This window comes from Rhizobium sp. R635 (assembly GCF_002211285.1).
Taxonomy (GTDB): domain Bacteria; phylum Pseudomonadota; class Alphaproteobacteria; order Rhizobiales; family Rhizobiaceae; genus Rhizobium.
Window position 1 is genome coordinate 12995 of record NZ_LOKX01000036.1, and the last position, 21862, is coordinate 34856.

The window sequence follows — 21862 nt, forward strand, 5'->3', positions numbered from 1 at the left end:
GGCGCTAGCTCTTCTGGAACTTTCGGTGGCCGGAAACTTCGGCGCCCGCTTCCTTCGGCAATTGCAGAAAGCGCAGCGACGAGACGATGCCGATCACGCCGACCACGAGGAAAGCCCAGCGAAAATCGGCCAGCACGGGATTATCGGCGCCTCTCAGAGCCGAGGAAATGTTGAGCACGGCGGCAGCCACCGCGACGCCGAGCAGCATCGATACCTGCTGCAGCATGCTCGACAGCGTCGAGGCCGAGCTTCGCTGCGCCGGGCCGATATCGGCGAAGGCGAGCGTGTTCAGCGCGGTGAATTCCATCGACCGCGACAGGCCGGCGAGGAAAAGGAGCGCATGCATGAAAAACGGCGGCGTGTCGGGCGTCAGGAAACCGCAGGCGACGATCGAAAGCGCCGCGATCAGGCCGTTGAGCCCAAGCACGGTGCGGAAGCCGAAGAAGCGCAGGAGCGGCGTCGTCACCGCTTTCATGCTGAAATTGCCGAGGAAATAGACGAGCAGATAGGTGCCGGCGGCAATCGAACTCAGCCCGAAGCCGAGCTGGAACAGAAGCGGCAGCAGGAAAGGCGTCGCATTGATCGCCGTCCGGCAGGCCGTGCCCGCCGAAAGCGTCGACATCGAGAAGGTCTGGACGCGGAAGGCCGAGAGATCGAGCAGCGGATTGTCGACGGCGAGGAAGTGCCGCGTCGCCATGACAGACAGGACGATGCCCGCCGCCAGCAATGAAATGACCGGCCAAAGCCCGCCTTCCCATTTGACCGAAAGCTCGAGCGCGGCAAGCAGCAAGGTCAGCCCCGCAGCACTCAGGATGAAGCCGAGGATATCCAGCCGGCCGGGATCGGACTCGCGCTGCTCCGGCACGAAGCGCAGCACCAGCCCCATGCCGATGATGCCGATCGGGATGTTGATCAGGAAATTCCAATGCCAGCTGGCATAGGTGGTGATGAAGCCGCCGAGCACGGGGCCGACCACCGGCGCCGTCAGCGCCGGCCAGGTGATCAGCGCAATTGCCTGGACGAGTTCGGACTTGCGGGCGTTCTTCAGCACGATGATGCGACCGACCGGCGTCATCAGCGCGCTGCCCGCCCCCTGCAGCGCACGCCACAGCACGAATTCCGTGAGGCTGCCGGAGAGGCCGCAGAAGAGCGAAGCGCCGGTGAAGACGCCGATCGACACCAGGAAGACGCGGCGCGCGCCGAAACGATCGCCGAGCCAGCCCGAGAGCGGAATGAAGGCCGCCATCGTCAGCATGTAGACGGTGATGCCGATGCTCATAGACACCGGCTGCACGCCGAAGCTTGCCGCCATTTGCGGCAGCGAGGTGGCGACGATCGTGCCGTCGAGGATCTGCATGAAAAAGGAAACGGCGACGACCAGCGCCACGATCTTCGCCTGGCGGCTGCCCGCCGCCTCTTGCCCCTGCTCGCTCGTCTCTGCCGTGGTCATGGATCTGCCAATGAAAATTCCGGATGACGCGGCAGGCAAGCGGGAAGGAAGCCGATCGGAGATCTGCCGCGCGAGGGAGCGCGGAAAAACACCGCGCCCTGGCTGAATACGCCCCTTGCATCAGGCCGGAAAGGCTAAATCTCGCACTGCACGGGAATATTCCCGATACGGCCGCCCGTTCAAGAAAAAAGCCCCGCCGAAGCGAGGCCCAAGTTTGATCCGCTCCCGGGAAAACAGGAGCGGCGTAGAGGTCCATAGCCTGTGCCCCATCCCGCAGCGAGGCCAGATTTCACCGTAGCGGTACGCTTGCCTACGAAATTTGAGGGATCGGCGCAGGTTTCCGCCGTGAGACCTTCACCCCTCCCAACGCGGCTCGGCCTTTGCAGCAGGCGGCATTGCAAGAATGCAATCACATGACATATAATGATATCATCGCAATCAATCCCAAAGGAAGCACGATGGCGAGCGTCACCGTTCGGAACCTGCCCGACGAGGTGCATCGCGCGCTTCGCATTCGCGCGGCCACCAACGGCCGCAGCACCGAGGCGGAAATTCGAGACATTCTGGAGACGGCCGTCCGTCCCCCGGAGCGGGTCAAGCTCGGTTCGTTGCTGGCATCAATCGCTCGCGAAGCGGAGCTGACCGATGCCGACGCGGAACTGTTCGACCAGTTGCGCGACAAGACCCCGGCAGATCCGATGAGGTTTGAATGATCCTCGTCGATACCAACGTGATTTCAGAACCATGGAAGCCCACGCCCGATCCGCGTGTGCTGGCGTGGATAGACGCCCAAGCCATCGAAACCCTCTACCTCTCGGCGGTCACAATCGCCGAGCTGCGTTTCGGCATTGCGGCCCTGCCCGCCGGCAAGCGCCGCACGACCCTGCATGACCGGCTGGAGGGCGATGTGCTGCCGCTGTTCGAGGGGCGCGTGCTGCCCTTCGACCTCAGCGCCTCACAAGCCTATGCCGCCCTGATGGCGCAAGCCAAGGCGGCAGGCAGAGCAGTCGGCAAGGCCGACGGCTACATCGCCGCCACGGCCGCCGCACGCGGCCTCACGGTGGCCACCCACGACACCGCCCCGTTTGAAGCCGCCGGCGTCCCGATGATCAACCCATGGCAGGACCGCGGCTGACGCCTCCCGCAACCGGCACGGCGGTTCATGTCACCCTGAAGAACTGTCGGATCGAAGGTGAAGGGATGCGTCCTGGGAATGCTCATCCGAGGTTTTTCTCGTGAAAAGGCGACAGCGCAAGCCTTTGCCATGCCAGGAGCAAGGCCGTACCGTCCGCGGCCCATTTAGAGCATGTCGCGCAAAAGTGTGCGGCGGTTTTGCGAGAACGACATGCGTAAAACAAAGATCTAAAGCGCGAGGAGCGAATCTGAAAGATCGCGACGCGCTTTAGCCACACGAACCGCCCACTCCCCGTTGTGCTCGCCCCCCGAGCCTCCGTATAGCGCCTATAGGGCGCTACGGAACGGATCCCAAGCCCAAAGCCTGGGACGACAGAAAAGTGAAAAACATGGATCACTGGTCGTTCTAAGTTGGCTTAACTGCGGGCTTGCACCCGAATTCGCCTGCATCTCTTCTGAACATTATGAGTGATGCGTTCAAGGACTCCCGTCGGATCGCCAGCCATGGCAGCGATTTGCGGTGCTATATCCTGAGAAGCGCTGCCGACAAGTCCCGCAAGTTCCTCTACCCTCTTGACGGTCGATGCACCGCTCAAGCCGAGCTCCTCGGCCAATGCCTGCCAATCAGAGTTCCTCAAGTCAAGCGCGATGAACCGTCCGGCAATGCCTTGAGGCAGGCTTTGGTCAACCGGACGATACACAGCTGCACATGTCAAATCGTAAAGGGGCGCCATCTTCGCGGTTCCACCGGCACCGATCAGGATCGAGTAATTCTTGGCGTGCGAATCCGAGTTGCAGATCAGCACGTTGAAGATCACCGCATCGAGAAGCTTCAGACGTTCAGCAGGTGAAACGAGATCGCTGACGGCGCCGAACATCAATCTCAGGGTCACGCCACGAGCTGTCGAGGATCGCTCGTATTTCTGCGATGGGAAATGGCCCGTTAGCTGGCAGAGGTCTTCTTGATGCAGCCTCCGGATTTCACCCTCCGCGTCAGTGAACCGATCATAGCGCTTCACCAGCAGATAGCGTCGTTTGCCTGCTATGCCTATGGTTGCCTCGGCAGCATCCAATCCGCATGCCCGCGCGAGAGCGAGACAGAAGGCTTCGTTTTCGACGCTTCCCGCGAGCCGCCTTGTGTCCGGCTTGATGATGTGGGTCGACGGTGTTCCATCGACGGGAATCGAGATGGCGCCGCCCTCATCGACAAAGACAGGCAGCTTCTCCTGGACCCCTGCAAGCGACATTGAGACACCCCGCTCCCCCACCAAGAAGGGCTTGGCCGGAAGTTCATTGAGGATGCGCTCCAGGGTCTCTCCGCCCGGAATGGGCCGCAGGTTGACACCCGCCTTCCGCGGTTCGCCGATCGACAGCGCTCCGGCGGTGTCACGGCCGATGTGACCAAGCAGGCCAACGATGTCTTGGGGAGAGACTTTCAGTCGCTGACCGATCTCGGCGAGATGCGTTTCCGGAAGCAGGTTGGCAAGCCACGGCAGCAGTACATCGGCACCGACCGCTCCTGAGCGCATCGGCATCGTCAGCGAGACCGGAAAAGCGAAGCGGCGCGCTTCCCAGGATGGATCGTAGTGAAGCCGCCATTCGCCTTCGAAAATCATTTGCGCGACGGGGAAGGTTTCGTAGAAGATGGTTGTCATCGACCATCACCGAAGGTCGGCAGGAAACCAAGGTCATCGTCCGATGCGGTTGGGGTCACCGGGGCTGTCTTGAGATCGCCGATCTTAATGCCGACGGTGCGAGCAACGATCAACGCCTTTTCGAGCTGGCAGCTAGGCTTGCCGGATTCGAGTTCGACGATGAAGCGTTCGCCCGTGCCGGAGCGAGTGGCGAGCTCGGCCTGGGTCCAGCCGAGACCTTTGCGTTTTTCCCGGACGGCAGCGCCGAAATCGCGTGCGCACTTGAACATCGAGCATCTCCACTGATAGCTTACCGTACAGGAAGTTTCCTCAGAATCAATGCAATTCTTCCCGATCGGGAAGTAAAAACATCAGCCTCACAAAATCATCCCGATCGGGAAGTTTTATTTATCGCAACGAGCCGAAACACTCCGAACCGTAGACCTTCATCTGGATCGCCGCGGAAGCCTCGGTGACGCGCGATATCCGCGCCTGTCTGCTGACGGAACGCAGCTATCCGCTGAGCTGGATGAAGGCATCCGGTTACTGGGTTTTCGGCAAGGCCGACGCGACGGAAAAGTTCGGCTAGAGCATGTCGCGCAAAACTGTGCAGCGGTTTTGGGACAACGACATGCGTAAAAACAAAGAACTAAAGCGCGAGGAGCGAATCTGAAAGATCGCGACGCGCTTTAGGCCGCACCGGCCCGAAATCGAGATCGTTTTTCGAAAGAAGGAACCCCGGCGCTCTAAGAGCGCGGCCGGCCGTCATCGAATAGCGTGGCAAGCCACTGGTAATATCGCGGCTGCTTCTGCCGCAACTGGCCGCGTGAATAAGGCGGCCGGTCGATATCGCCGTAGAGGTAGACGCTCGCCGTGACCGCGAAAAATTCCCGGTCGTTGCTCATCATGTAGGAATCGCCGGGCCAGAGGCCCCGGCCGTTGTTGAAGAATTGCCTGACATCGCCATTGCCGAATCCGCCGGGGAGCATCCGGTCGTTATAGGCATGCAGAAGCTCGTGCAGGATGATCGGCTTGTCGGGATCGAGGCTCCGGACACGCAGGTCGATGCCGGTCTTGCTGCTGTAATGGCCGGGGCCGAAACCCGCGGCGGCGGGATTGGCCCAGATCGGAATGGTCCGCATGAAGGTAAGGATGTCGGGCTTCAGCTTGACGTGCTCGACGATGTCGAGCTGCTTTTTGACGGCCGCGACCATCTCCTTATCAGGCTCGGCGCCCCTGGCATTGGTAAGATCGACCTGCCATCCGTGATAGCTGAAAACCAGCGGGTCGGCCGCCGCTGTTCCTGCTGCTGCGATACTCATGGCAATGGCGGCGCACAGCACCAGCATCTTCAAAATCGTCCGCACCGGCCCCTCCTCGGCGTGTCACGCGCCGACTGTCGCATAGGCGGTCGGAAGGCACAATCATGTCACCGCAGCGCTGATGCCGCCGACGCGGAAGCGGTCCTCAGACCTTCTCTTTCTTCTTGGTCTTCTCCTTCGGCTCCACCGGCGCATCCGGCGTCGGCGCCAGGAGCTTGCGGAGCGATGCGATCTTGTCCTTCACCAGCGGGCGGAAACGCGTCGCGCGATAGGGCATGTCGGCAGCGCCATAACCTTCCGGCCCGTCATCATTGCCGCGATGGATTTCCGCGAGCTTCACGCCGATGAAGGTGCCGTCGACATAATGGGTATATTCGCCGACCCAGCGGATCGTATAGATCTCGCCCTTGCGGATGAGCTGGTCGATGCTGACATGCTTGAAGGTATCGTTGATGCAGACGACCTTCTGGCCGACATGGAATTCATAGCTCATGGATCAGACTTTCCAATAGCAATCCGCCTCCCCGGTCCATAGCGCGTCCGGCGGCTCGGATGAACCCTTTTCTTGCGGGCAGCGGCCGATGTGTTAGTCGCAATAGACCTTGCCGCTCTTGCGGGAGCGCAGATCGAAGTGGAAGTGGTTCCAGTGTTCCGGGTTGCTGCCCGGCCCGAGCACGGTGTTGAAATAGCGGCAGCTGTCGGTGCGCACCGCCTTCAGGAGGCGGCCCTCGCGCAGCGAGAACAGGCCCTTCTTGCGCACGTCGATCGCGTGGCCGTTCTTCAGCACGAACTTGCCGACGTCGATGGCATTGCCGCGGGCGTGTTCCGACATCGGATTGTATCTCTGCCGGCTGTTGTTCATGCGCCGGCAGGAATAGCCGCCGAGCGGCTGGATCGTCTTGATGCCGCTCCAATAGCGAAAGCGGGCGGACGGCGCCAGTTCGTTCTTCACCCATTTGGCGAAGGCGAGCGTCACCTGGCAGTTCAGCGTCACGGCCGGCTTGACGCCGATATTGCCGGAAAGCCCCTTCAGCGACACCGGATAGGGCACCTGGCAGGCCGGCCCCTGCGAAATCGGCGGCTTGTCGTCGAAGAGCACGCCCATGCGCTTCAGTTCGCGCCGGCAGGCAAGCTCGGAGGCCGGCATGACGCTCGGGTCGACAGGTGCGGCGGGCTGGCTCATCATCGGGTTGTTCGGCCGCAGCATCGCAACTTCTTCGGCCTCGTCCTCTTCGGGAACGCGGGTCGGCGCCACGACCGGGCTGCCGTCGTTCCAGGTCGGCGCCCGGCTCATCTGCGCTTGCGCGGCCGGCTGCGGAATGGCCCGCGGCGCGGGCTGGTTCAGCTGGGTCGGAGTATCGGTGCCGATGCCGTCGACGACGGGCTCGGTGGCGTTGCTCTCGGCGATCTGCTGCTGTTGCTCCTGTGCCAGGCCGACGACCGGCTCGGCCCCGAGCTCGTCATCCATGTTGACGCCGCCGGATGGGATCGCGAGGTTCTGCGTGCCGCCCCAATTCTCGGTCTGCTGGCCTGCCGCCATCGCCTCGTCGCTGTCGATCATCGGCAATTTGCGCCCGCCCGGCGCGCTCCGCGCCATCGGCGCGGCTTGGCCGGTGCCGGCAAGGTTCGGCGTATCGAGGTAATCGACGGAGCCCTGGCTGCTGCCGACAGGCGCACCAGAAACGGGATAGGAGGCCTGGCTCTCCACCGGCGCCATGCGCACCGCAGGCGCCATGCGCGCGGCCGGCGCCCGCGCCGGCGAGATCGAACTGACCCTGGTGCCGCTGTCGACATTGGCCGGTGGCGTGAGCCCATCGCTGATCGAACAGGTGGTCAGCGCCACCGAAAGCAGCACGGGCAAAAGGGATCGCCGAGGAAAGGAAACAAACGCCATACTCTTATCGCTTCCGTAGGCCGGCAGTGCAGTGACCGAAAAAACTCGGTCCAATTTTAATTAAAAACGGTGAATGAAAACTTACCCGCACAATCTGAACGCGACGGAACTGAAAAAGGCCGGTCGCCCGGCCTTTAATCTCTCGTTCAACTCACGCTGCCCGTGTGTATCTGGCCTCGGCCTGCCGCCCCGCCTCGCGCAGGCGGAAATTCGCAAGCAGCGTCTTCAGCTGCGTGCTTTCGTCGGCGAGCGTGCGGCTTGCCGCCGTCGTCTCCTCGACCATCGCCGCATTCTGCTGCGTCATCTGGTCCATGTGATTGACCGAGCTGTTGATCTCGTTGAGGCCCGTCGCCTGCTCGCGCGCCGCCGTCGCGATCGATGCGACGTGATCGTTGACCTGGTTGACCAGCGCCTCGATCTCCAGCAGCGCGTCGCCGGTCGAGCGCACCAGCGCAACCCCGCCCTCGACTTCCGTTGCCGAACTGCTGATCAGGGCCTTGATCTCCTTGGCCGCGTTGGCGGAACGCTGGGCGAGTTCGCGCACTTCCTGGGCGACGACGGCAAAGCCGCGGCCCGCCTCGCCTGCCCGCGCGGCTTCGACGCCGGCGTTCAGCGCCAGAAGGTTCGTCTGGAAGGCGATCTCGTCGATGACGGAGATGATCTGGTTGATGCGGCTCGAGGATTCCTCGATCCGGCCCATCGCCGTCACGGCATTGCGGACGATGTCGCCGGAGCGCCCGGCGCTCGCCTTGGTCTCGGCCACCATCTCGCGCGCCTCGTTGGCCCGCTCGGATGCGGTCTTGACCGTCGCGGTGATCTCGTCGAGCGCTGCCGCCGTCTCTTCGAGTGCGGCGGCCTGCTGTTCCGTGCGCTTCGACAGGTTGCCCGTCGCCTCGCTGATATCGGACGCGCTGTCGTTGACGACGCGGCTCGATTCGGAGATCGCATGAATGACGCCGTTCAGCGCATCGACGGCGGCGTTGAAGTCGCCCCTGAGCTTGGCGTAATCCTCGCCGATATCGCCGATCGAAACCGTCAGGTCGCCGCCGGCGAGCTTCTCCAGGCCGACGCCGAGCGCCTGCATTGCGTGGGTCTGCCGTTCGGAGGCCGAGCGCAGGTTCGCTTCGTTGCCGCGGCGCTCTGCATCGATCTGCCGCTGCCTCTCGTCTTCCCGCCCGCGCAGCGCGCTGCGCTCGTCGACGGAGTCACGGAGCACCAGCAGCACCTTGGCCATCTGGCCGACTTCGTCGCGGCATTCGCTGCCGGCAATCTCCACCGATGCTTCCTCGGCGGCGATCGCATTCATCGCCGTCTTCAGCCGCGCGATCGGCGCCGTCACGCTGCGCACGATGGCAAAGGCGATCGCGATCGTCGCGACGGCACCGAGCAGGCAAAGCACAGCGGCCCAGATCGCATTCTGGCGATAGAGCGCGGCAAGGTCGTCGCCATAGACGCCGGTGCCGACGATCCAGCCCCAGGGCTCGAAACCGGCTACATAGGAATATTTCAGCACCGGCTCTTCAGCGCCCGGCTTCGGCCAGTAATAATCGACGAAGCCCTTACCGTCCTTCTTCACCTTGTTGACGAACTCGACGAACAGGAACTTGCCGGTCGGGTCCTTCATCTGGGAAATATCGGTGCCGTTCAACGCCGGCTTGATCGGGTGCATCACCATCTTGGGATGCATGTCGTTGATCCAGAAATAGCCGTCGGCGCCGTAGCGCATCGCGCCGATCACGTCCTTGGCGGCTGCCTGCGCCTGCTCGCGGGTCATCGTGCCCGCCTGCTCCATCTTGTAATACTTGTCGAAAATGCCGAGCGCCGTCGCATCCAGCTGCGCCAGCCCCGCCTTCCGCTCCGCTTCCAGCTCGGAGTAGGAATAGTTGAGAAAGAAGACCATCGTCGCCGCAAGCACGGCAAGCGTGAAGCCGACGAGGCAGTAAAGACGGGTGGAAATCTTGACGTTGCGCATGGGGTTACCGGCGATTCCTACATGTGAGATCGCTCACATTCTGAACCACCGGAATTACTGGAGCGTAAAGCTTTATTAGAAAGCAATCAAATAACGCAAGGTGAGGCAGAGGTTGCAAAATTCAACCAATTGAAATCCCATGGAATTTAAGCGGATGCTGACACAGCATTTTTCAACCGCCGGCGACCGCAGCCACCTCGAAGTGACTGGCGCACCTGGCATCGGCGTCTTTTACAGCTCACAGTCTTTGCACTAGGCTGCTTCCCAGTGAATCGCCGGCCTTCCGCCCGCACCAGATGGAGAACCCTTGATGACCGAAGCCGCCAAGCCGAGAGGTGAACTGACGCTGCGCACGCTCGCCATGCCGGGCGATGCCAATCCCGCCGGCGATATCTTCGGCGGCTGGGTCATGGCGCAGATGGACCTTGCATCCGGCATCCGCGCCGCCGAGCGCGCCAAGGGCCGCGTCGTCACCGCCGCCGTCAAGGAGATGGCCTTCGAGCTGCCGGTCAAGATCGGCGATACGCTGTCGGTCTATACCGATGTCGAGCGGGTAGGGCGCACCTCGATCACGCTGATCGTCGAAGCCTGGGCGCATCGCTCGCGCTACGCCAAGATGGAAAAGGTCACCGCCGGCACCTTCATCATGGTGGCGCTCGACGAAGAGGGCAAACCCAAGGCAGTCCCCGCGGAGTGACAAGCCTCAAAACCGGGGATAGGGATGGAAACGGTCAGCTCGCCTGAAGTGTTCCTGCACATCAAGGTGGTGATGGGCATGGTCATCAGCCTCTCGCTTGCGAGGCTCTTGACCGGCGTCGCCGGCATCGTCCAGCATCCCGCCAAGGCGAAGGTCTATCCCATCCATCTCGGCTGGGCGCTGTCCCTGTTTCTCTTCATCATCCATATCTGGTGGTGGGAATATCGCCTGCAGGCCGTGCCCGTCATCGGCTTCGGCATCTATCTCTTCCTCGTCTGCTTCTGCAGCCTGTTCTTCCTGCTCTGCGCCCTGCTCTTCCCGGCAAGCCTCGACGAATATGGCGGCTACGAGGAATATTTCATTTCAAGGCGCAAATGGTTCTTCGGCATCCTCGGCCTGACCTACGCCGTCGATATCCTGGATACCGCAATCAAGGGCCACGATCGCATCCTCTCCCTCGGCTGGGAATATCCCGCCCGCAACATCGCCTATATCCTGCTCTGCGCCATCGCCGCCTGGACCCCCAACCGCCGCTTCCACACCATCTTCGTCATCGCCAACCTCGCTTACCAGGTGAGCTTCATCTTCAGGCTTTATGATGTTTTGGAGTGAGGAGTGGTCGGGCGAAGCCCGAACAATCGATCCAGTGAATCGATTGCAGCGACGAACGCCCTGAGCCCAAGCGAAGAGTTGGCAGCGATCCCGCGAAGCGGGAGCGATCGATCCAGTGAATCGATCGCAGGGCTGCTCCCTCGACGAAGCACAACCTCTCCTCCGTCATTCCTGTGCTTGTCACAGGAATCCAGCCGGCTTGCGTCTGCAAGCCGAAAGGACTCTTGAAAAGAGAACAGGCACCCCTCGCCTGGCAAGGATATGACTATTCTTCGGCAACGCTTTTAAGTCTTCCGCCGCGTGGACACGCGGCTGCTGGATTCCTGTGACGAGCACAGGAATGACGGAGGAGAGATTGTGCCTCGCCAAGAGCAGGCGGCCGCCCGATGCTTAACCTCCCTCAGAGCGTCCGGCCCTGCAATTGGTTCACCGGCCGATCGATCCCACTTTGAGAAAGCACTTCTCACACCTTCAAAAACTGCGATCCCTTATCAAACCCTAGCCCCGAAAAAATCTTCCCCGTCAGATCATTCACACCGACATCGAACTGCCGATAGAGCATCGCCGCCGCCACCTCGCGCACGTCTGCCGTCGGCATCAGGTCGCGGTCGTCGAGCAGTTGGCCGTCACCGACCCCCGGCCAGCGGCCGAGGATGCGGCCGCCGTTGATCGCGCCGCCGGCAAGTACGGCGCAGCCGCCGGTGCCGTGGTCGGTGCCGCCGGAGCCGTTCTGGCGGACGGTGCGGCCGAATTCGGTCATGGCGAGCACCACCGTCTTAGACCAGATTTCCGGCCCGAGCGTCGTCTTCAGCGTGTTGATCGCCTGCGCGAGATCCTGCGCCGGCCGCTTGAACTGACCGGCCTGGCCGATATGCGTGTCCCAGCCCGTGATCGAGAAGCTGGCGATGCGGTAATCGCCCTTCAGCATGTTGGCCGCGAGTGCTGCGACATCGGCGGTCTTCTCGCCGCGCTGGCCGTCCGGCTCGACCATCATCGCGGCGCTGTCGGCGCGCGTCGCCTCGGCAAGGGCTGCGGCAAAAGGCGGATCGCCGGCATAGAGCCGCGCCAGGAACTGCATCTCGTCGCGCGCCGGCGCCAGATTGGAATCCGAGGCCCAGACATCGACATTGTTCGGGCCGGAGAGGATCAGCTCCGTCGAGGTGTTGACGTCGATCGCCTTGCGCGCATCCGAGCGCGGAATGACGGCAAGCGCCCGGTTCAGCCAGCCGGTCTTTTCCTCCGCGACATGCTCGCCGCCGGATTCCAGCATGTCCTGCCCGTCGAAATGGCTGCGCTGGTCACGGTAGGGCGTCGAGACCGCATGCACGAACGCGAGCTCGCGGCTCTTCCACAGGGGTATAAGATCGGCAGCGGCCGGATTGAGGCCGAAATGCCCATCGAGATCGAGAAGCCCGGTCTCCGGCGTCAGCGCCAAGGTCGGGCGAAGCGCGGCAAAACCGGCATCGCCATAGGGCTGCACCAGATCAAGCCCGTCCATCGCCCCGCGCAGCACGATGGTGACGAAACGATTGTCGCCCGGCATCGCCGCGAACGTGACCGGCGTGAAGACGGGAGCGGCGGCAAGACAGCAGGCGGAGGTGAGAAAACCGCGGCGCGACAGCGAGATCCTGTTCATGGACGAAAGCCTCCTATCGGCGATTGAATTCGGGCGATGCCAGCACCAGCGTCAATCCGCTGATCTTGTTCGGCGCCTGCGACACCACGCGGATCGTCTCGTCGCGCGCCGCATCGGCAAGCGTCGATTTCAGGAATTCGCGCGGATCTTCGTCTCGGCCGAACTGCGCCGAAGCCCGCCGTGCCCAGGCGAGCCGCTCGGCGAGCTGGCTGCCGGTGATCCAGGCGGAGAAACCTTCCTCGAAGCCGGCCGGGCTCGGCGGCAGCCAGGTCGGCTGGCCCATGCGTTTCAGCGCCCCCTGCCCCAGCGCCCGCGCCGTCCGGAAGGCCTTGAGCCGCTTGTCCCTCGCCTCGCCGGCCGGGTCCGTTGTGACAGGCGCTCCGGCCATGCCGGGCGTGTTCGCCGCCATGTCGCCCTCATCAGTGCCCTGCTGGTTGGCCGCCAGGAAGCTGCCGACGACGCCGTTGACCGGCCCCGCATTCAGCGCCCGGAGACCCGCGACGACATAATCGAAAGGCTGGCGCGCCTTGGCGCCCTCGTCGCGCCAGGCGGCGGGATGGTCGAGCATGGCGGTGTAGACGGCGGTGAGATCGCCATCCGTCTTCTTCCAGGCCGCCGCCATGTCGGCCACCATGCCCTCATCGGGCTGGTCGGAGACGAAATGCACCGCCAGCTTGCGGCTGATATGCGCCGCCGTCTTTGGATGGACGGCGAGGTCGTCGAGCATGTCGAGATAATCGTCGCGCGAACGCTTGCGCCCGCCATAGCTGACGCCGAGCACCTCATGCGTGCCCGGCTCGGATATGCCAGGCCGGAAGACGATATCCATCTCCTTGCGGTCGACGGTGAGCCCGGTCAGCACCATGGCGGCCGCCGTCACATCCGCCTGGGTATAGCCGCTGCCGGCGCCGAGCGTGTGCAGCTCGAGCAGCTCCCGGCCGAGATTTTCGTTCAGCCCCTTGTTGCGCTTCATGCCGCCGGCCGAATCCGGCCCCAGCGAATCCGCCTGGTCGAGATAGATCAGCATGGCGGGATGGGCCGTGGCGTTGCGCAGGAGCTCGCCGAACTTGCCACCGATGAACGGCCGGATCGCCTCGGCTTCGTAAAGCGGCACGATGAGCCGCATCGGCAGGCTCTTATTGGCGCTGGTGGAGAAATGATCGGTCCAGAAGGTCGCCAGCCGCTCGTAAAAGCCATAGGGCGACAGCACCGCCTGCATCAGCCGCAGGTTTACGTCATGCTGGAACTGCTGCTGCGCCTGCTGCTGCACGCCCTTGCGCATCTCGCGCCGCGTGGGATCGTCGGTCACCGTCTTGGCGTCCTCGCGGATCTGCTTCAGCTGCGCCTGCAGGCTGAGGATCGCCCGGTGGCGCATGTCGGGGCCACCGAGCGGAAAATCCGGCGTCACCGCCACGCCCTCGGCGATCTGGCCGATCAGCTCATCCTTGCTCTGCGGCGGCGCCTCGTCCGGCCGCAAGCCATAACCAAAGCGGATCGCCGCCATCGTCGGGAAAGAGAGGCTCATGGCCGGTCAACTCCTGATCACTAGTTGGTGACAGGCTGACAGCGGATTCTGTAGGAAATGCGGCGTTATCTAGACATGGACGATTTGTAATGTATTGAAAAGCCTAAAGTTTACGCCCGGAAGATGAAGGATGCTCCGATTGCGATGAGCGCGAAGCCGATCGCGTGGTTCCAGGTGAGGTTCTCGCCGAGCCAGAAGATCGAGAAACCGGAAAAGACGATCAGCGTGATCACTTCCTGCATCGTCTTCAACTGCGCCGTCGTATAGACCGCCGAGCCGATGCGGTTGGCCGGCACCGCCAGGCAATATTCGAAAAACGCAATGCCCCAGCTGACGACGATGGCCAGAAAGATGGCGCTGCTCTTATGCTTGAGATGGCCGTACCAAGCAAAAGTCATGAAGATGTTGGAGGCAAATAGCATGACGACGGGCCAAACGGCTGCGGGAGAAAATGGCATGGAGAATACTCGGGGCTATGGAGGGAATAGTTGATCCGGCGAGATGCCGGCGCGCCCTTACCTAGCACGCCATCGTTCGGCGGCAAGTCCCCGGAAGCAGAGAGGCCGGCGGCAGCGCCTCAGACATCAGGCTGCTGACAAACCGCTGCAAAACTCGCGACGTCATCCCAGGCCTTGTGCCGAGGATCTGCACACGTCAAATAAGCATCTGAAAATAAACGATTTACTGCCAAGAAATTACCGTGGTCAGATGCTCGGCACAAGGCCGAGCATGACGGAAGAGACCTCGTCGGAGGCCGGCGACACCTGCCACCGGCCTCTTGAACCACAGGCCGCGCTAGATTCGCATCGCGCCATGCGGTTCTTCGGCCTCCTCCCTGCCGAAGCGGACATCCTTTTTCTCGTAGCCGAAGCCGGCGAGCACGGCGACGACGAGCGCCACCACGGCCGCGACGATCAGCAGCGCAAAGGCATAATCGCCATCCCAGCGGGCGGCGAGGCCCGCCTGCAGCGTCGCATTGCCCGAGGCGAGCAGGTTGCCGAGCTGGTAGGCGAAGCCGGGAAAGGTGCCGCGCACCTCGTCCGGCGACAGCTCGTTTAGATGCACCGGCACGATGCCCCAGGCGCCCTGGACGAAGAACTGCATCAGGAAGGCGCCGATGGCGAGCAGCACCGGTCCCGGCGCGTAGGCCCAGAGCGGCGCGACGGGCACGGCGATCAGCGCGGCCGTGACGATCGCCCGCTTGCGGCCGATCCGCTGCGACAGCGCCCCGAAGAACAGCCCGCCGCAGATCGCCCCGATATTATAGACGATGGCGATGGCGCCGACCGTATAGCTCGAATAATTGCGCTGGGTTTCGAGGAAAGTCGGATAGATATCCTGCGTGCCGTGGCTGAAGAAATTGAACGCCGTCATCAGCAGCACCGCCCAGAGGAACAGCGGAATGTTTTCGCGCAGCACCGTCAGGAACGGCCGGCGCCCCGCGCCCTGCCGCTTCAGGAAGGCCGGGCTCTCCTCGACATTGCGCCTGATGTAGAGCACCAGCAGCGCCGGCAGCGCGCCGACGAAAAACATGCCGCGCCAGCCGATGACGGGGAAAAGCAGGAAAAACACGACCGAGGCGATGAGATAGCCCGAGGGATAGCCCGCCTGCAGGATACCGGAAACGATGCCGCGGCTCTCCTCCGGCACCGTCTCCATCACGAGCGAAGCGCCGACGCCCCATTCGCCGCCCATGGCGATGCCGTAAAGCGCCCGGAGCACCAGGAACATGGTGAGGCCGGTGGAGAAGCCGGTCAGGAATTCGAACAGAGAATAGAGCAGCACGTCGGCCATCAGTGTAATGCGCCGCCCGTATCGGTCGGCCGCCAGCCCGAAGATCAGCGCGCCGAGCGCCCGCATCGCAAGCGTCAGGAAGATCGCCACCGAAACGGCGGGGACGTCGGTGTGGAATTCCTCGGCGATATATTTGAGAACGAAGACGAGAATGAAGAAATCGAAAGCATCGAGCGTCCAGCCGAGATAGCTGGCAATGACGGTGTTGCGCTGCTGCGGCGTCAGCAGGCGCAGGCTTTCCAAAGCGGACATCTGAATTCCTCCGTCCGAAAGCGGCGGCGAGGCGGGGCAATTCCGGATGCCGTCGGAAGGGGTGCCCGAAACGGGCGGGTTGCGGCTGTCGCGGCTGCGGTTGTGAGGGAAGGATTGCGCAGCCGGAGACAGCGAAAACAACGTCAGCGATATCAGCCTCGTTCCATCACATTGGCCGTGATGGGAGCGGCATTCCGTCGCGGCTCAAGCAAGGCAGCGCTGCTAACCCGAAAGCTGGGCACCTCCCAGCCTTCTCACACCACCCTGCCCCGGCACGCCCACGCAACGGACGCGAACGACCGCGGCCCATCGGGCTCGCCCGCCTCGTAAGCCGCCCTGAGGGCGGCATCGACCGCCTTTCTCTTGCCCGGCTCCAGCCCTGCCACATACTTGCCGAGCGGCCCCTCGCCGGCGGCGATCGGTCCCCAATAGTCGTCGAAAGAGAGGTAATCCATCCGGATCAGGAGCGACGTCTCCTCGACGTCGGCAAGTCCCTGCGCGATGAAGCTTTGCTTCATCTCCCCCGGCCGCATCATCGGCTGGAAACAATATTTCCGGCGCAACGGCAGCGCATTCTCATCGAGCATGACGACCGTATCCCACATCATCCGCATGCCCGACATGCCGCCGTAATGGTCCCAGACGGCGGCGGCGACCACGCCGCCGGGCCGCACGACACGCGCCATCTCGGCCACCGCCTTATCAGCCTCCGGCACGAAATGCAGCATGAGCAGCGATATCGCCCTGTCGAAGCGATCATTCTCGAAGGGCAGCGCACAGGCATCCGCCTGCCGGATCGTGATCCTGGGATCGGTGTTGCGCGCCTGCGCCGCCGCGACGAATACCGGCGAATAGTCGATCGCGGCAATCTCCCGCAGGCCGGGCTTTTCCGCCAGCGTGAATGCCAGGCTGCCGGTGCCGCAACCGACATCGAGCACCCGATCTCCATCCGCAAGCCCCGCGAAATCGATCAGCATCGGCGCCAGCCTTCGGCTCCAGCGCCCCATCAGCCGCTCATAACCATCGGCACTTTCGACATTGAAACTCGACGGCATCGAAGCCTCCCCGTTCAAGGACCATGTCTGCGCCTATGATTATGGTTCCGCGCGGCACTCGTCGCAAGCAGGGCGCCGGACCAGATTGAGAGTAACATGATGGATTTGTCGTGGATCAGAGAAGATTACCGCCGCGCCGACCTTGCTCACCGCCAGAGGAAATCCGGCCCCGTGCTTTGCGAGGTCAGCTTGAGCGTCCCATCGGGCTGAACGACATAGGTCTCGAAGACGCGGTAGCCGAACGCGCCGAGAAAAGTGTGCTGGACCACCATTCCCGGGCGATAGGGCGAATGGATGGTCTTGCCGCCATAGGTGAGACTGTCCGGGAGCGCCTGCGGCTCGCCGGCAGTGCCGGCGCAGGCGGTGAGGGCGAAGAAAACGGCAATGAGCGCATGCTTCATCCCAAGCGTCTCCTCCCGATGACAAGGGTAAGGGAAGAATACGACTTTGTTCGCTCAGAATACAGCGTTCCTGCCTTCGTAATCTCCGCGAAGCGCCTGCGCCCGCGAGAGCGCCCCGGCGATCCTCTCGTCGGTGAAGGGCTTGCCGATCACGTCGACGGCGCCTTCGATGCCGTTTCCGACGCTTTCCGGACTGCCGGTAACGAAGATGACGTCGACGCCGTAACGGTCGATCAGCCGGCGGGCGAGTTGCGCGCCGCTGAGCCCGTCGGAAAGGCTGAGATCGACGAGCGCGACATCGCTTCGCGGGGCATAGGCCAGCGCCTGCTCGATCGTCGAAACCGGCCCGACGGTCTGGTGGCCGGCATCCTGCGCGATGCGCTCGAGTTCCAAGGCGATGAAGTTCTCGTCTTCAACGATCATCACTTTCATGGATCATCCTCCTCCCATGAACAAGCAGGCCGCCGGTCACACCGCCGGTAACCCATACAACGCAACTTCCCCTCGAATGTTTCCAATCCAAAAGACATGCGTGCAGAAATAGTAACCGAGTTCTTGCGTCATCGGCGCGACCGCCCGATGCATGCCTCGAACACCGTTCAGACGCGAAAGTTCCAGCCGCGAGACAGCGGACCCGCCCTTCTTCACGCACTTTCAGGGATATAAGGTTGAGCGCTAGGGCAGTCAGCCTGCCCGCTCATTAGTCCTTATCGAGGAACCAGCGGATGGCGGCATCGTTCCGGCATCGGGAAAGCGGCAATTGCCGCACGGAATGGATGCGGCTGATCCCCCCCTCGCCGTCCGTTTCCACGTCCATGCAGGCGCAGCCATAGCCGTGCGTGGCATAGGTGTAGACATATTCGCCGGTCGTAAGGTCGGGAATCTTGTCCATTCCCTCGGCCTTGTAGCCGCTGCCATTCTCCATGATGGTCCAGCCGCCACTGGCATCCATGAGCGACCAGTTCCGCGTCGAGGGATTGTCCAGCCAGCCGCAGCGCCTTTCGGCATGCGCCGCCGCGGGTGCGAGAAGCATCATCAAAACAACCGCGTGCAATCTCATTATCAACCCCTCCGCCTCGCCGGCCACTATGCATGGTCGGTGGCCGGCAAGGCAACGGGGGTAATCCAGGTCTCGATCATCGCGCCAACTCTACCCAGCCACTTTCCTTTAAAGGCGTGTCGTGTGGCACACCCATCCCGAAACGCACAACCGCATTATAAAGCAACGGGCTGATCCTGAACCCCACTCAAGATTTCCCCTTGGCGCTTTCCTCCCGGAACGCCGCCTCGCCGACATCTGAGACTTCGACCCATTTCTTGTCCGGCGCGGCATCGGCAACATAACTGTCGTGCCAATTCCACCATTTGTAGGTCGGCGTCTGCGGATAGCCCTCGGGCGAATCCTCCCAGACCTCCTGGCGGCCGAGCGGCGTGATGTCGAGATAGTTCCAGGTGCCGCCCATCTGCTCGTCGCCGCGATTGTTGACGAAATAAGTGCGGAAGATGCGATCGCCGTCGCGGTAGAACACATTGGTGCCGTGCCATTCGTCGACGCCGAAATCATTGTCGAAACCGTCGGTGATCGTCACCCAGGGCATCGTCCAGCCCATCCGCGCCTTCAGCCCGGCGATATCGGCCTGCGGCGCGCGCGAGGCGAAGACCAGGGTGGTGTCGCGGGCGTTGAGATGGGCGACATGGGCGACCTGATCCGCCACCATCGAGCAGCCGCGGCAGGCCTGCTCGGGCCAGCCGAAGACGCCGGGCTCGTAGAAGGCGCGGTAGACGATGAGCTGCCGCCGCCCCTCGAACAGATCGAGCAGGCTCATCCGGCCCTGCGGGCCTTCGAAGACATAGTTCTTCTCGACCGCCATCCACGGCATGCGCCGCCGCTCGGCGGCAAGCGCGTCGCGGGCGCGGCTCTGGGCCTTCTCCTTCACCAGAAGCTGCTTGTGGGCCGTCTCCCAGGCCTGCTGCGACACGACGGGCGGCGTCTGCATGGGCTGCCCGCCCTTTCCATTCTGAACTGTTGCAGTCATCGCTTCGATCTCCTTAGTGGGGCGAATTCCCGCGCCTCCATCATTGAAGCCGGTTCATCGCGCATTGGTCGGAGATAGTTTCGCAGCTGGCGTTGCACAGTGGGAGTAACAAGTGTGACCGGCAATGCACGTGCAGACGCCACCGAGCCAACACAAGAGTTGCCAAAAGCCGCGGACTGACGGAAGCTTCCCTCACCCATTGGCGATGGATCGCTCGACATGACGACAGAATCCACTTTCACCGAGACTACAAGACACGGCAGCGCCAGGATCTGCCGCGGCTGCTGGGATCAGATGCACATGCCGATCCCGATCGGCGGCCCGCTGGCGCTTCCCTTCCGCGCCTTCGGCATCACCCGCAGCAAGATGAATCCGGACATCTGCACGATCTGCGAGCGCTCTTTCCAATATGTGAAGAAGCAGCGCCAGATCACGGTCGACGCCACCATCCTGTTCGCCGACATCAGGGGCTTTACCGATCTTTCCGAGCGCATCGAGGCCGCGCGCCTGAGCGAAATCGTCAGCCAGTTCCAGGATCGCTGCGCCCAGGCGATCTGGGCGCATGACGGCATCGTCAACAAGCAGATGGGCGACGGCCTGATGGCGATCTTCAATTTTCCGATCGTCCGCAAGGATCATGCGAGCGCCGCGATCTTGGCCGCGCGGGAGATCCAGCGAAACTGCGCCGCGGCCCTGAACGGCCTGGCGCCCGCCGCCCTGCCCGGCCGCACCTTGGGCGTCGGCGTCGGCATCCATTCCGGCGAGGTCCAGATCGGCGAATTCTCCAGCTTCCGCAGCGATTTCACCGCAATCGGCGGCGTGGTCAACCAGGCCGCCCGGCTGGAATCCCAGGCTGCGGCGGGCGAGATCCTGGTCTCGGCGGAAACGGCGGCCGAGGCGCCCGAGCTGACGGACGGCGCCGAAGCGCGCATGCTGTCCCTGAAGGGCATCGAGCAGCCGGTGCAGGCGCGCGTGCTGGTCAAGCGCTGAGCGACGGCGCTGCGGCCTTCTTCGAAGCATCTCCAGGCTAACAGCCGCGGTTTCTCATCCTGTGATTGCCGAAAACATCGGATTGCAAGCCGATTAATCCTCCCGAAACGAAGATTGCTTATCTCTATGCCACTTCAATCGTGGGGGAATCTCATGGGCAGTTTTTCTTTGTGACACTGGTTGATCCTGTTGATCGTGATCGTCGTGCCGGTGATCTTCATCTTCAGAAAGCCGCCGGCCGGGCCGAACCGCTTCGGCGGACTGGCGCAGCCCATGGGTTTCGGCCAGGCGATCGGCAGCTATTTCAAGAACTACGTGACCTTCCGCGGCAGGGCGAGCCGATCGGAGTTCTGGTATTCGACGCTCTTCGTCGCTCTCGTCGCCATCGCCTTATACCTCGTGGATCGCAGCCAAACCTTGAACCATATATGGTCGCTGGCCACGTTTCTTCCGTCGATCGCCATGGCCAGCCGACGCTTTCACGACGTCAACCGAAGCGGATGGCACCAGCTTCTCGGACTATTGTTTCCCATCGGAACGATTGCCACTCTCGTATGGTACTGCAAAGCGCCCCGGGCGGATCATTCCAGAGAAAGCGTCTTTGCTTGAGCATAGCGTGAGGACGGTTCTTGCGGGTTGAGAGCGTTGCCCCGTTGAGGCAGGATGCCGTCATCGAATAGAGACAGGATGGACCGACCATCATGCTGACGGGCTCATGTCATTGCGGCAAGGCGAGCTGGGCGCTCGAAGGCGATCCCGGCTCGATTACCGCGTGCAATTGCACGCTCTGCAGGCGCTACGGCACCCTCTGGGCCTACGACTATGAAGGAGAGCGCATCACCCTCAGCGGCGAGACCGCCTCCTACACCCGCGCCGGCAAGGACAACCCGTCGCTCGAAATATTGTTCTGCCCGACCTGCGCCTGCGTGCTCAGTTGGCGCAGCCTGCGCCTGCAAAAGGAAGGCCGCCGCCGCATGGCCGTCAACCTGCGGCTTGCGCCGCCGGATCTCGTCGCCGACCTGCCGATCGACCATTTCGATGGGCTAGACACGTTCGACGACCTTCCCTCCGACGGGCGCTGCGTGCGGGATCTCTGGTTTTGACGGCGTGATGCCGCCGCATGACGCGCGGATAAGGCAGGGCCACTGCCTTGTCCTGAGAGTTCAAAACCGAGCTTCCGTCCCATCCCCATCATCATTGATCGCCACACCAGCCTCCAGCGCCGCCAGGATGAAAGCCTGCCGCACAGTCTCGGCCGGCATGCGCCCGGCGAGCCAGGCCCGGCAGAAATCGACCGCCCTCTGCTGATGGACGCCGCCGTGGATCGGCCAGTCGGAAACGAGTGCGTAAAGCGCATCCTGCGGTGAGCGGAGAACCAGCCGTTCGCCGGTATCAAGATCGATCGAGATCGGTTTTTTCCAGAAGGCGGAATGGTCGCTAATGGCAGTCACACCCGAA

24 protein-coding genes and 1 pseudogene are annotated in these 21862 nt (G+C 62.7%); 8 read left to right on the forward strand and 17 right to left on the reverse strand.

Going from position 1 to position 21862, the window contains the following annotated elements; genetic code table 11:
- Nucleotides 1–4: 4 nt before the first annotated feature.
- A complete protein-coding gene (locus ATY78_RS25880; RefSeq protein WP_088685161.1) occupies nucleotides 5–1450 on the reverse strand; it encodes an MFS transporter in 1446 nt (481 codons plus the stop codon).
- 458 nt (nucleotides 1451–1908) lie between these two features.
- Between ATY78_RS25880 and ATY78_RS25885 the strand changes: the two genes are divergently transcribed.
- Both ATY78_RS25885 and ATY78_RS25890 read left to right on the forward strand, forming a co-directional pair.
- A complete protein-coding gene (locus ATY78_RS25885) occupies nucleotides 1909–2163 on the forward strand; it encodes an Arc family DNA-binding protein (RefSeq protein WP_088685345.1) in 255 nt (84 codons plus the stop codon).
- The gene (locus ATY78_RS25890; RefSeq protein ID WP_088685162.1) at nucleotides 2160–2585 is read left to right on the forward strand and encodes a type II toxin-antitoxin system VapC family toxin; all 426 of its coding nucleotides are present in this window, start codon (nucleotides 2160–2162) and stop codon (nucleotides 2583–2585) included. Before ATY78_RS25885 ends, ATY78_RS25890 begins: the two co-directional genes overlap by 4 nt.
- A 415-nt stretch (nucleotides 2586–3000) precedes the next feature.
- Here the strand turns inward: ATY78_RS25890 and ATY78_RS25895 are convergent, their stop codons facing one another.
- Nucleotides 3001–4239 carry a type II toxin-antitoxin system HipA family toxin gene (locus tag ATY78_RS25895; protein WP_088685163.1) on the reverse strand — a complete coding sequence of 413 codons (1239 nt, stop codon included), beginning with the start codon at nucleotides 4237–4239 and terminating at the stop codon, nucleotides 3001–3003.
- The gene (locus ATY78_RS25900) at nucleotides 4236–4508 is read right to left on the reverse strand and encodes a helix-turn-helix domain-containing protein (protein WP_088685164.1); all 273 of its coding nucleotides are present in this window, start codon (nucleotides 4506–4508) and stop codon (nucleotides 4236–4238) included. The genes ATY78_RS25895 and ATY78_RS25900 overlap by 4 nt, the downstream gene beginning before the upstream one ends.
- 143 nt (nucleotides 4509–4651) lie before the next feature.
- On the opposite strand from ATY78_RS25900, the pseudogene ATY78_RS25905 reads away from it, so the two are divergent.
- Nucleotides 4652–4807: pseudogene (locus ATY78_RS25905) on the forward strand (SIP domain-containing protein); the annotation flags it as partial.
- 157 nt (nucleotides 4808–4964) lie between these two features.
- On the opposite strand, the gene ATY78_RS25910 reads toward ATY78_RS25905, so the two are convergent.
- The 4 genes from ATY78_RS25910 to ATY78_RS25925 form a co-directional block, all read right to left on the reverse strand.
- Entirely contained in the window at nucleotides 4965–5585 is a 621-nt protein-coding gene (locus ATY78_RS25910; RefSeq protein WP_088685165.1) for a hypothetical protein, read from the reverse strand.
- A gap of 100 nt (nucleotides 5586–5685) precedes the next feature.
- Nucleotides 5686–6033, reverse strand: a complete 348-nt coding sequence (locus ATY78_RS25915) for a CAP-Gly domain protein (RefSeq protein WP_088685166.1) — start codon at nucleotides 6031–6033, stop codon at nucleotides 5686–5688.
- A gap of 93 nt (nucleotides 6034–6126) precedes the next feature.
- Nucleotides 6127–7434, reverse strand: coding sequence for an extensin family protein (locus ATY78_RS25920; RefSeq protein ID WP_088685167.1), 1308 nt, complete (start codon nucleotides 7432–7434; stop codon nucleotides 6127–6129).
- A 151-nt stretch (nucleotides 7435–7585) separates the two neighbouring features.
- Nucleotides 7586–9406 carry a methyl-accepting chemotaxis protein gene (locus tag ATY78_RS25925; RefSeq protein WP_088685168.1) on the reverse strand — a complete coding sequence of 607 codons (1821 nt, stop codon included), beginning with the start codon at nucleotides 9404–9406 and terminating at the stop codon, nucleotides 7586–7588.
- Between the two features lie 310 nt (nucleotides 9407–9716).
- On the opposite strand from ATY78_RS25925, the gene ATY78_RS25930 reads away from it, so the two are divergent.
- Nucleotides 9717–10103, forward strand: coding sequence for an acyl-CoA thioesterase (locus ATY78_RS25930; protein WP_064691979.1), 387 nt, complete (start codon nucleotides 9717–9719; stop codon nucleotides 10101–10103).
- Nucleotides 10104–10127: 24 nt separating this feature from the next.
- On the forward strand, nucleotides 10128–10715 hold the full coding sequence (locus ATY78_RS25935; protein ID WP_088685169.1) for a hypothetical protein: 588 nt from the start codon (nucleotides 10128–10130) through the stop codon (nucleotides 10713–10715).
- A 463-nt stretch (nucleotides 10716–11178) separates the two neighbouring features.
- On the opposite strand, the gene ATY78_RS25940 is transcribed toward ATY78_RS25935, so the two are convergent.
- The 9 genes from ATY78_RS25940 to ATY78_RS25980 form a co-directional block, all read right to left on the reverse strand.
- Nucleotides 11179–12351 carry a DUF1501 domain-containing protein gene (locus ATY78_RS25940; protein WP_088685170.1) on the reverse strand — a complete coding sequence of 391 codons (1173 nt, stop codon included), beginning with the start codon at nucleotides 12349–12351 and terminating at the stop codon, nucleotides 11179–11181.
- Between the two features lie 13 nt (nucleotides 12352–12364).
- Nucleotides 12365–13876: a DUF1800 domain-containing protein gene (locus ATY78_RS25945; protein WP_088685171.1), complete on the reverse strand. Its 1512-nt coding sequence runs from the start codon at nucleotides 13874–13876 to the stop codon at nucleotides 12365–12367.
- Nucleotides 13877–13986: 110 nt separating this feature from the next.
- Nucleotides 13987–14334 (reverse strand): DMT family protein, encoded by a 348-nt coding sequence (locus ATY78_RS25950; RefSeq protein WP_088685172.1) that lies wholly within the window; start codon nucleotides 14332–14334, stop codon nucleotides 13987–13989.
- A 337-nt stretch (nucleotides 14335–14671) separates the two neighbouring features.
- A complete protein-coding gene (locus ATY78_RS25955; protein WP_088685173.1) occupies nucleotides 14672–15922 on the reverse strand; it encodes an MFS transporter in 1251 nt (416 codons plus the stop codon).
- 254 nt (nucleotides 15923–16176) lie between these two features.
- A complete protein-coding gene (locus ATY78_RS25960; protein ID WP_088685174.1) occupies nucleotides 16177–16977 on the reverse strand; it encodes a class I SAM-dependent methyltransferase in 801 nt (266 codons plus the stop codon).
- Nucleotides 16978–17123: 146 nt separating this feature from the next.
- Nucleotides 17124–17378: a hypothetical protein gene (locus ATY78_RS25965; RefSeq protein WP_088685175.1), complete on the reverse strand. Its 255-nt coding sequence runs from the start codon at nucleotides 17376–17378 to the stop codon at nucleotides 17124–17126.
- 54 nt (nucleotides 17379–17432) lie between these two features.
- Nucleotides 17433–17810 carry a response regulator gene (locus tag ATY78_RS25970; RefSeq protein WP_088685176.1) on the reverse strand — a complete coding sequence of 126 codons (378 nt, stop codon included), beginning with the start codon at nucleotides 17808–17810 and terminating at the stop codon, nucleotides 17433–17435.
- A gap of 268 nt (nucleotides 17811–18078) precedes the next feature.
- Nucleotides 18079–18438: a DUF4087 domain-containing protein gene (locus tag ATY78_RS25975; protein WP_190237524.1), complete on the reverse strand. Its 360-nt coding sequence runs from the start codon at nucleotides 18436–18438 to the stop codon at nucleotides 18079–18081.
- Nucleotides 18439–18625: 187 nt separating this feature from the next.
- On the reverse strand, nucleotides 18626–19414 hold the full coding sequence (locus tag ATY78_RS25980) for a thioredoxin family protein (protein ID WP_088685177.1): 789 nt from the start codon (nucleotides 19412–19414) through the stop codon (nucleotides 18626–18628).
- A 219-nt stretch (nucleotides 19415–19633) separates the two neighbouring features.
- On the opposite strand from ATY78_RS25980, the gene ATY78_RS25985 reads away from it, so the two are divergent.
- The 3 genes from ATY78_RS25985 (at nucleotide 19634) to ATY78_RS25995 (ending at nucleotide 21507) form a co-directional block, all read left to right on the forward strand.
- Nucleotides 19634–20404: an adenylate/guanylate cyclase domain-containing protein gene (locus tag ATY78_RS25985; protein ID WP_088685178.1), complete on the forward strand. Its 771-nt coding sequence runs from the start codon at nucleotides 19634–19636 to the stop codon at nucleotides 20402–20404.
- 180 nt (nucleotides 20405–20584) lie between these two features.
- Nucleotides 20585–21013: a DUF805 domain-containing protein gene (locus tag ATY78_RS25990; protein ID WP_245313629.1), complete on the forward strand. Its 429-nt coding sequence runs from the start codon at nucleotides 20585–20587 to the stop codon at nucleotides 21011–21013.
- 92 nt (nucleotides 21014–21105) lie between these two features.
- Nucleotides 21106–21507, forward strand: coding sequence for a GFA family protein (locus ATY78_RS25995; RefSeq protein ID WP_088685179.1), 402 nt, complete (start codon nucleotides 21106–21108; stop codon nucleotides 21505–21507).
- Between the two features lie 60 nt (nucleotides 21508–21567).
- Here the strand turns inward: ATY78_RS25995 and ATY78_RS28650 are convergent, their stop codons facing one another.
- On the reverse strand, nucleotides 21568–21855 hold the full coding sequence (locus tag ATY78_RS28650; RefSeq protein ID WP_190237536.1) for a DUF982 domain-containing protein: 288 nt from the start codon (nucleotides 21853–21855) through the stop codon (nucleotides 21568–21570).
- Between the last annotated feature and the right edge of the window lie 7 nt (nucleotides 21856–21862).

Excerpts from the sequence above, each read along its gene's own strand:
- ATY78_RS25880 (WP_088685161.1), bottom strand. The coding sequence starts at position 1,450 with ATGACCACGGCAGAGACGAGCGAGCAGGGGCAAGAGGCGGCGGGCAGC.
- ATY78_RS25885 (WP_088685345.1), top strand. The coding sequence starts at position 1,909 with ATGGCGAGCGTCACCGTTCGGAACCTGCCCGACGAGGTGCATCGCGCG.
- ATY78_RS25890 (WP_088685162.1), top strand. The coding sequence starts at position 2,160 with ATGATCCTCGTCGATACCAACGTGATTTCAGAACCATGGAAGCCCACG.
- ATY78_RS25895 (WP_088685163.1), bottom strand. The coding sequence starts at position 4,239 with ATGACAACCATCTTCTACGAAACCTTCCCCGTCGCGCAAATGATTTTC.
- ATY78_RS25900 (WP_088685164.1), bottom strand. The coding sequence starts at position 4,508 with ATGTTCAAGTGCGCACGCGATTTCGGCGCTGCCGTCCGGGAAAAACGC.
- ATY78_RS25915 (WP_088685166.1), bottom strand. The coding sequence starts at position 6,033 with ATGAGCTATGAATTCCATGTCGGCCAGAAGGTCGTCTGCATCAACGAT.
- ATY78_RS25920 (WP_088685167.1), bottom strand. The coding sequence starts at position 7,434 with ATGGCGTTTGTTTCCTTTCCTCGGCGATCCCTTTTGCCCGTGCTGCTT.
- ATY78_RS25925 (WP_088685168.1), bottom strand. The coding sequence starts at position 9,406 with ATGCGCAACGTCAAGATTTCCACCCGTCTTTACTGCCTCGTCGGCTTC.
- ATY78_RS25930 (WP_064691979.1), top strand. The coding sequence starts at position 9,717 with ATGACCGAAGCCGCCAAGCCGAGAGGTGAACTGACGCTGCGCACGCTC.
- ATY78_RS25935 (WP_088685169.1), top strand. The coding sequence starts at position 10,128 with ATGGAAACGGTCAGCTCGCCTGAAGTGTTCCTGCACATCAAGGTGGTG.
- ATY78_RS25940 (WP_088685170.1), bottom strand. The coding sequence starts at position 12,351 with ATGAACAGGATCTCGCTGTCGCGCCGCGGTTTTCTCACCTCCGCCTGC.
- ATY78_RS25945 (WP_088685171.1), bottom strand. The coding sequence starts at position 13,876 with ATGAGCCTCTCTTTCCCGACGATGGCGGCGATCCGCTTTGGTTATGGC.
- ATY78_RS25950 (WP_088685172.1), bottom strand. The coding sequence starts at position 14,334 with ATGCCATTTTCTCCCGCAGCCGTTTGGCCCGTCGTCATGCTATTTGCC.
- ATY78_RS25955 (WP_088685173.1), bottom strand. The coding sequence starts at position 15,922 with ATGTCCGCTTTGGAAAGCCTGCGCCTGCTGACGCCGCAGCAGCGCAAC.
- ATY78_RS25960 (WP_088685174.1), bottom strand. The coding sequence starts at position 16,977 with ATGCCGTCGAGTTTCAATGTCGAAAGTGCCGATGGTTATGAGCGGCTG.
- ATY78_RS25965 (WP_088685175.1), bottom strand. The coding sequence starts at position 17,378 with ATGAAGCATGCGCTCATTGCCGTTTTCTTCGCCCTCACCGCCTGCGCC.
- ATY78_RS25970 (WP_088685176.1), bottom strand. The coding sequence starts at position 17,810 with ATGAAAGTGATGATCGTTGAAGACGAGAACTTCATCGCCTTGGAACTC.
- ATY78_RS25975 (WP_190237524.1), bottom strand. The coding sequence starts at position 18,438 with ATGAGATTGCACGCGGTTGTTTTGATGATGCTTCTCGCACCCGCGGCG.
- ATY78_RS25980 (WP_088685177.1), bottom strand. The coding sequence starts at position 19,414 with ATGACTGCAACAGTTCAGAATGGAAAGGGCGGGCAGCCCATGCAGACG.
- ATY78_RS25985 (WP_088685178.1), top strand. The coding sequence starts at position 19,634 with ATGACGACAGAATCCACTTTCACCGAGACTACAAGACACGGCAGCGCC.
- ATY78_RS25995 (WP_088685179.1), top strand. The coding sequence starts at position 21,106 with ATGCTGACGGGCTCATGTCATTGCGGCAAGGCGAGCTGGGCGCTCGAA.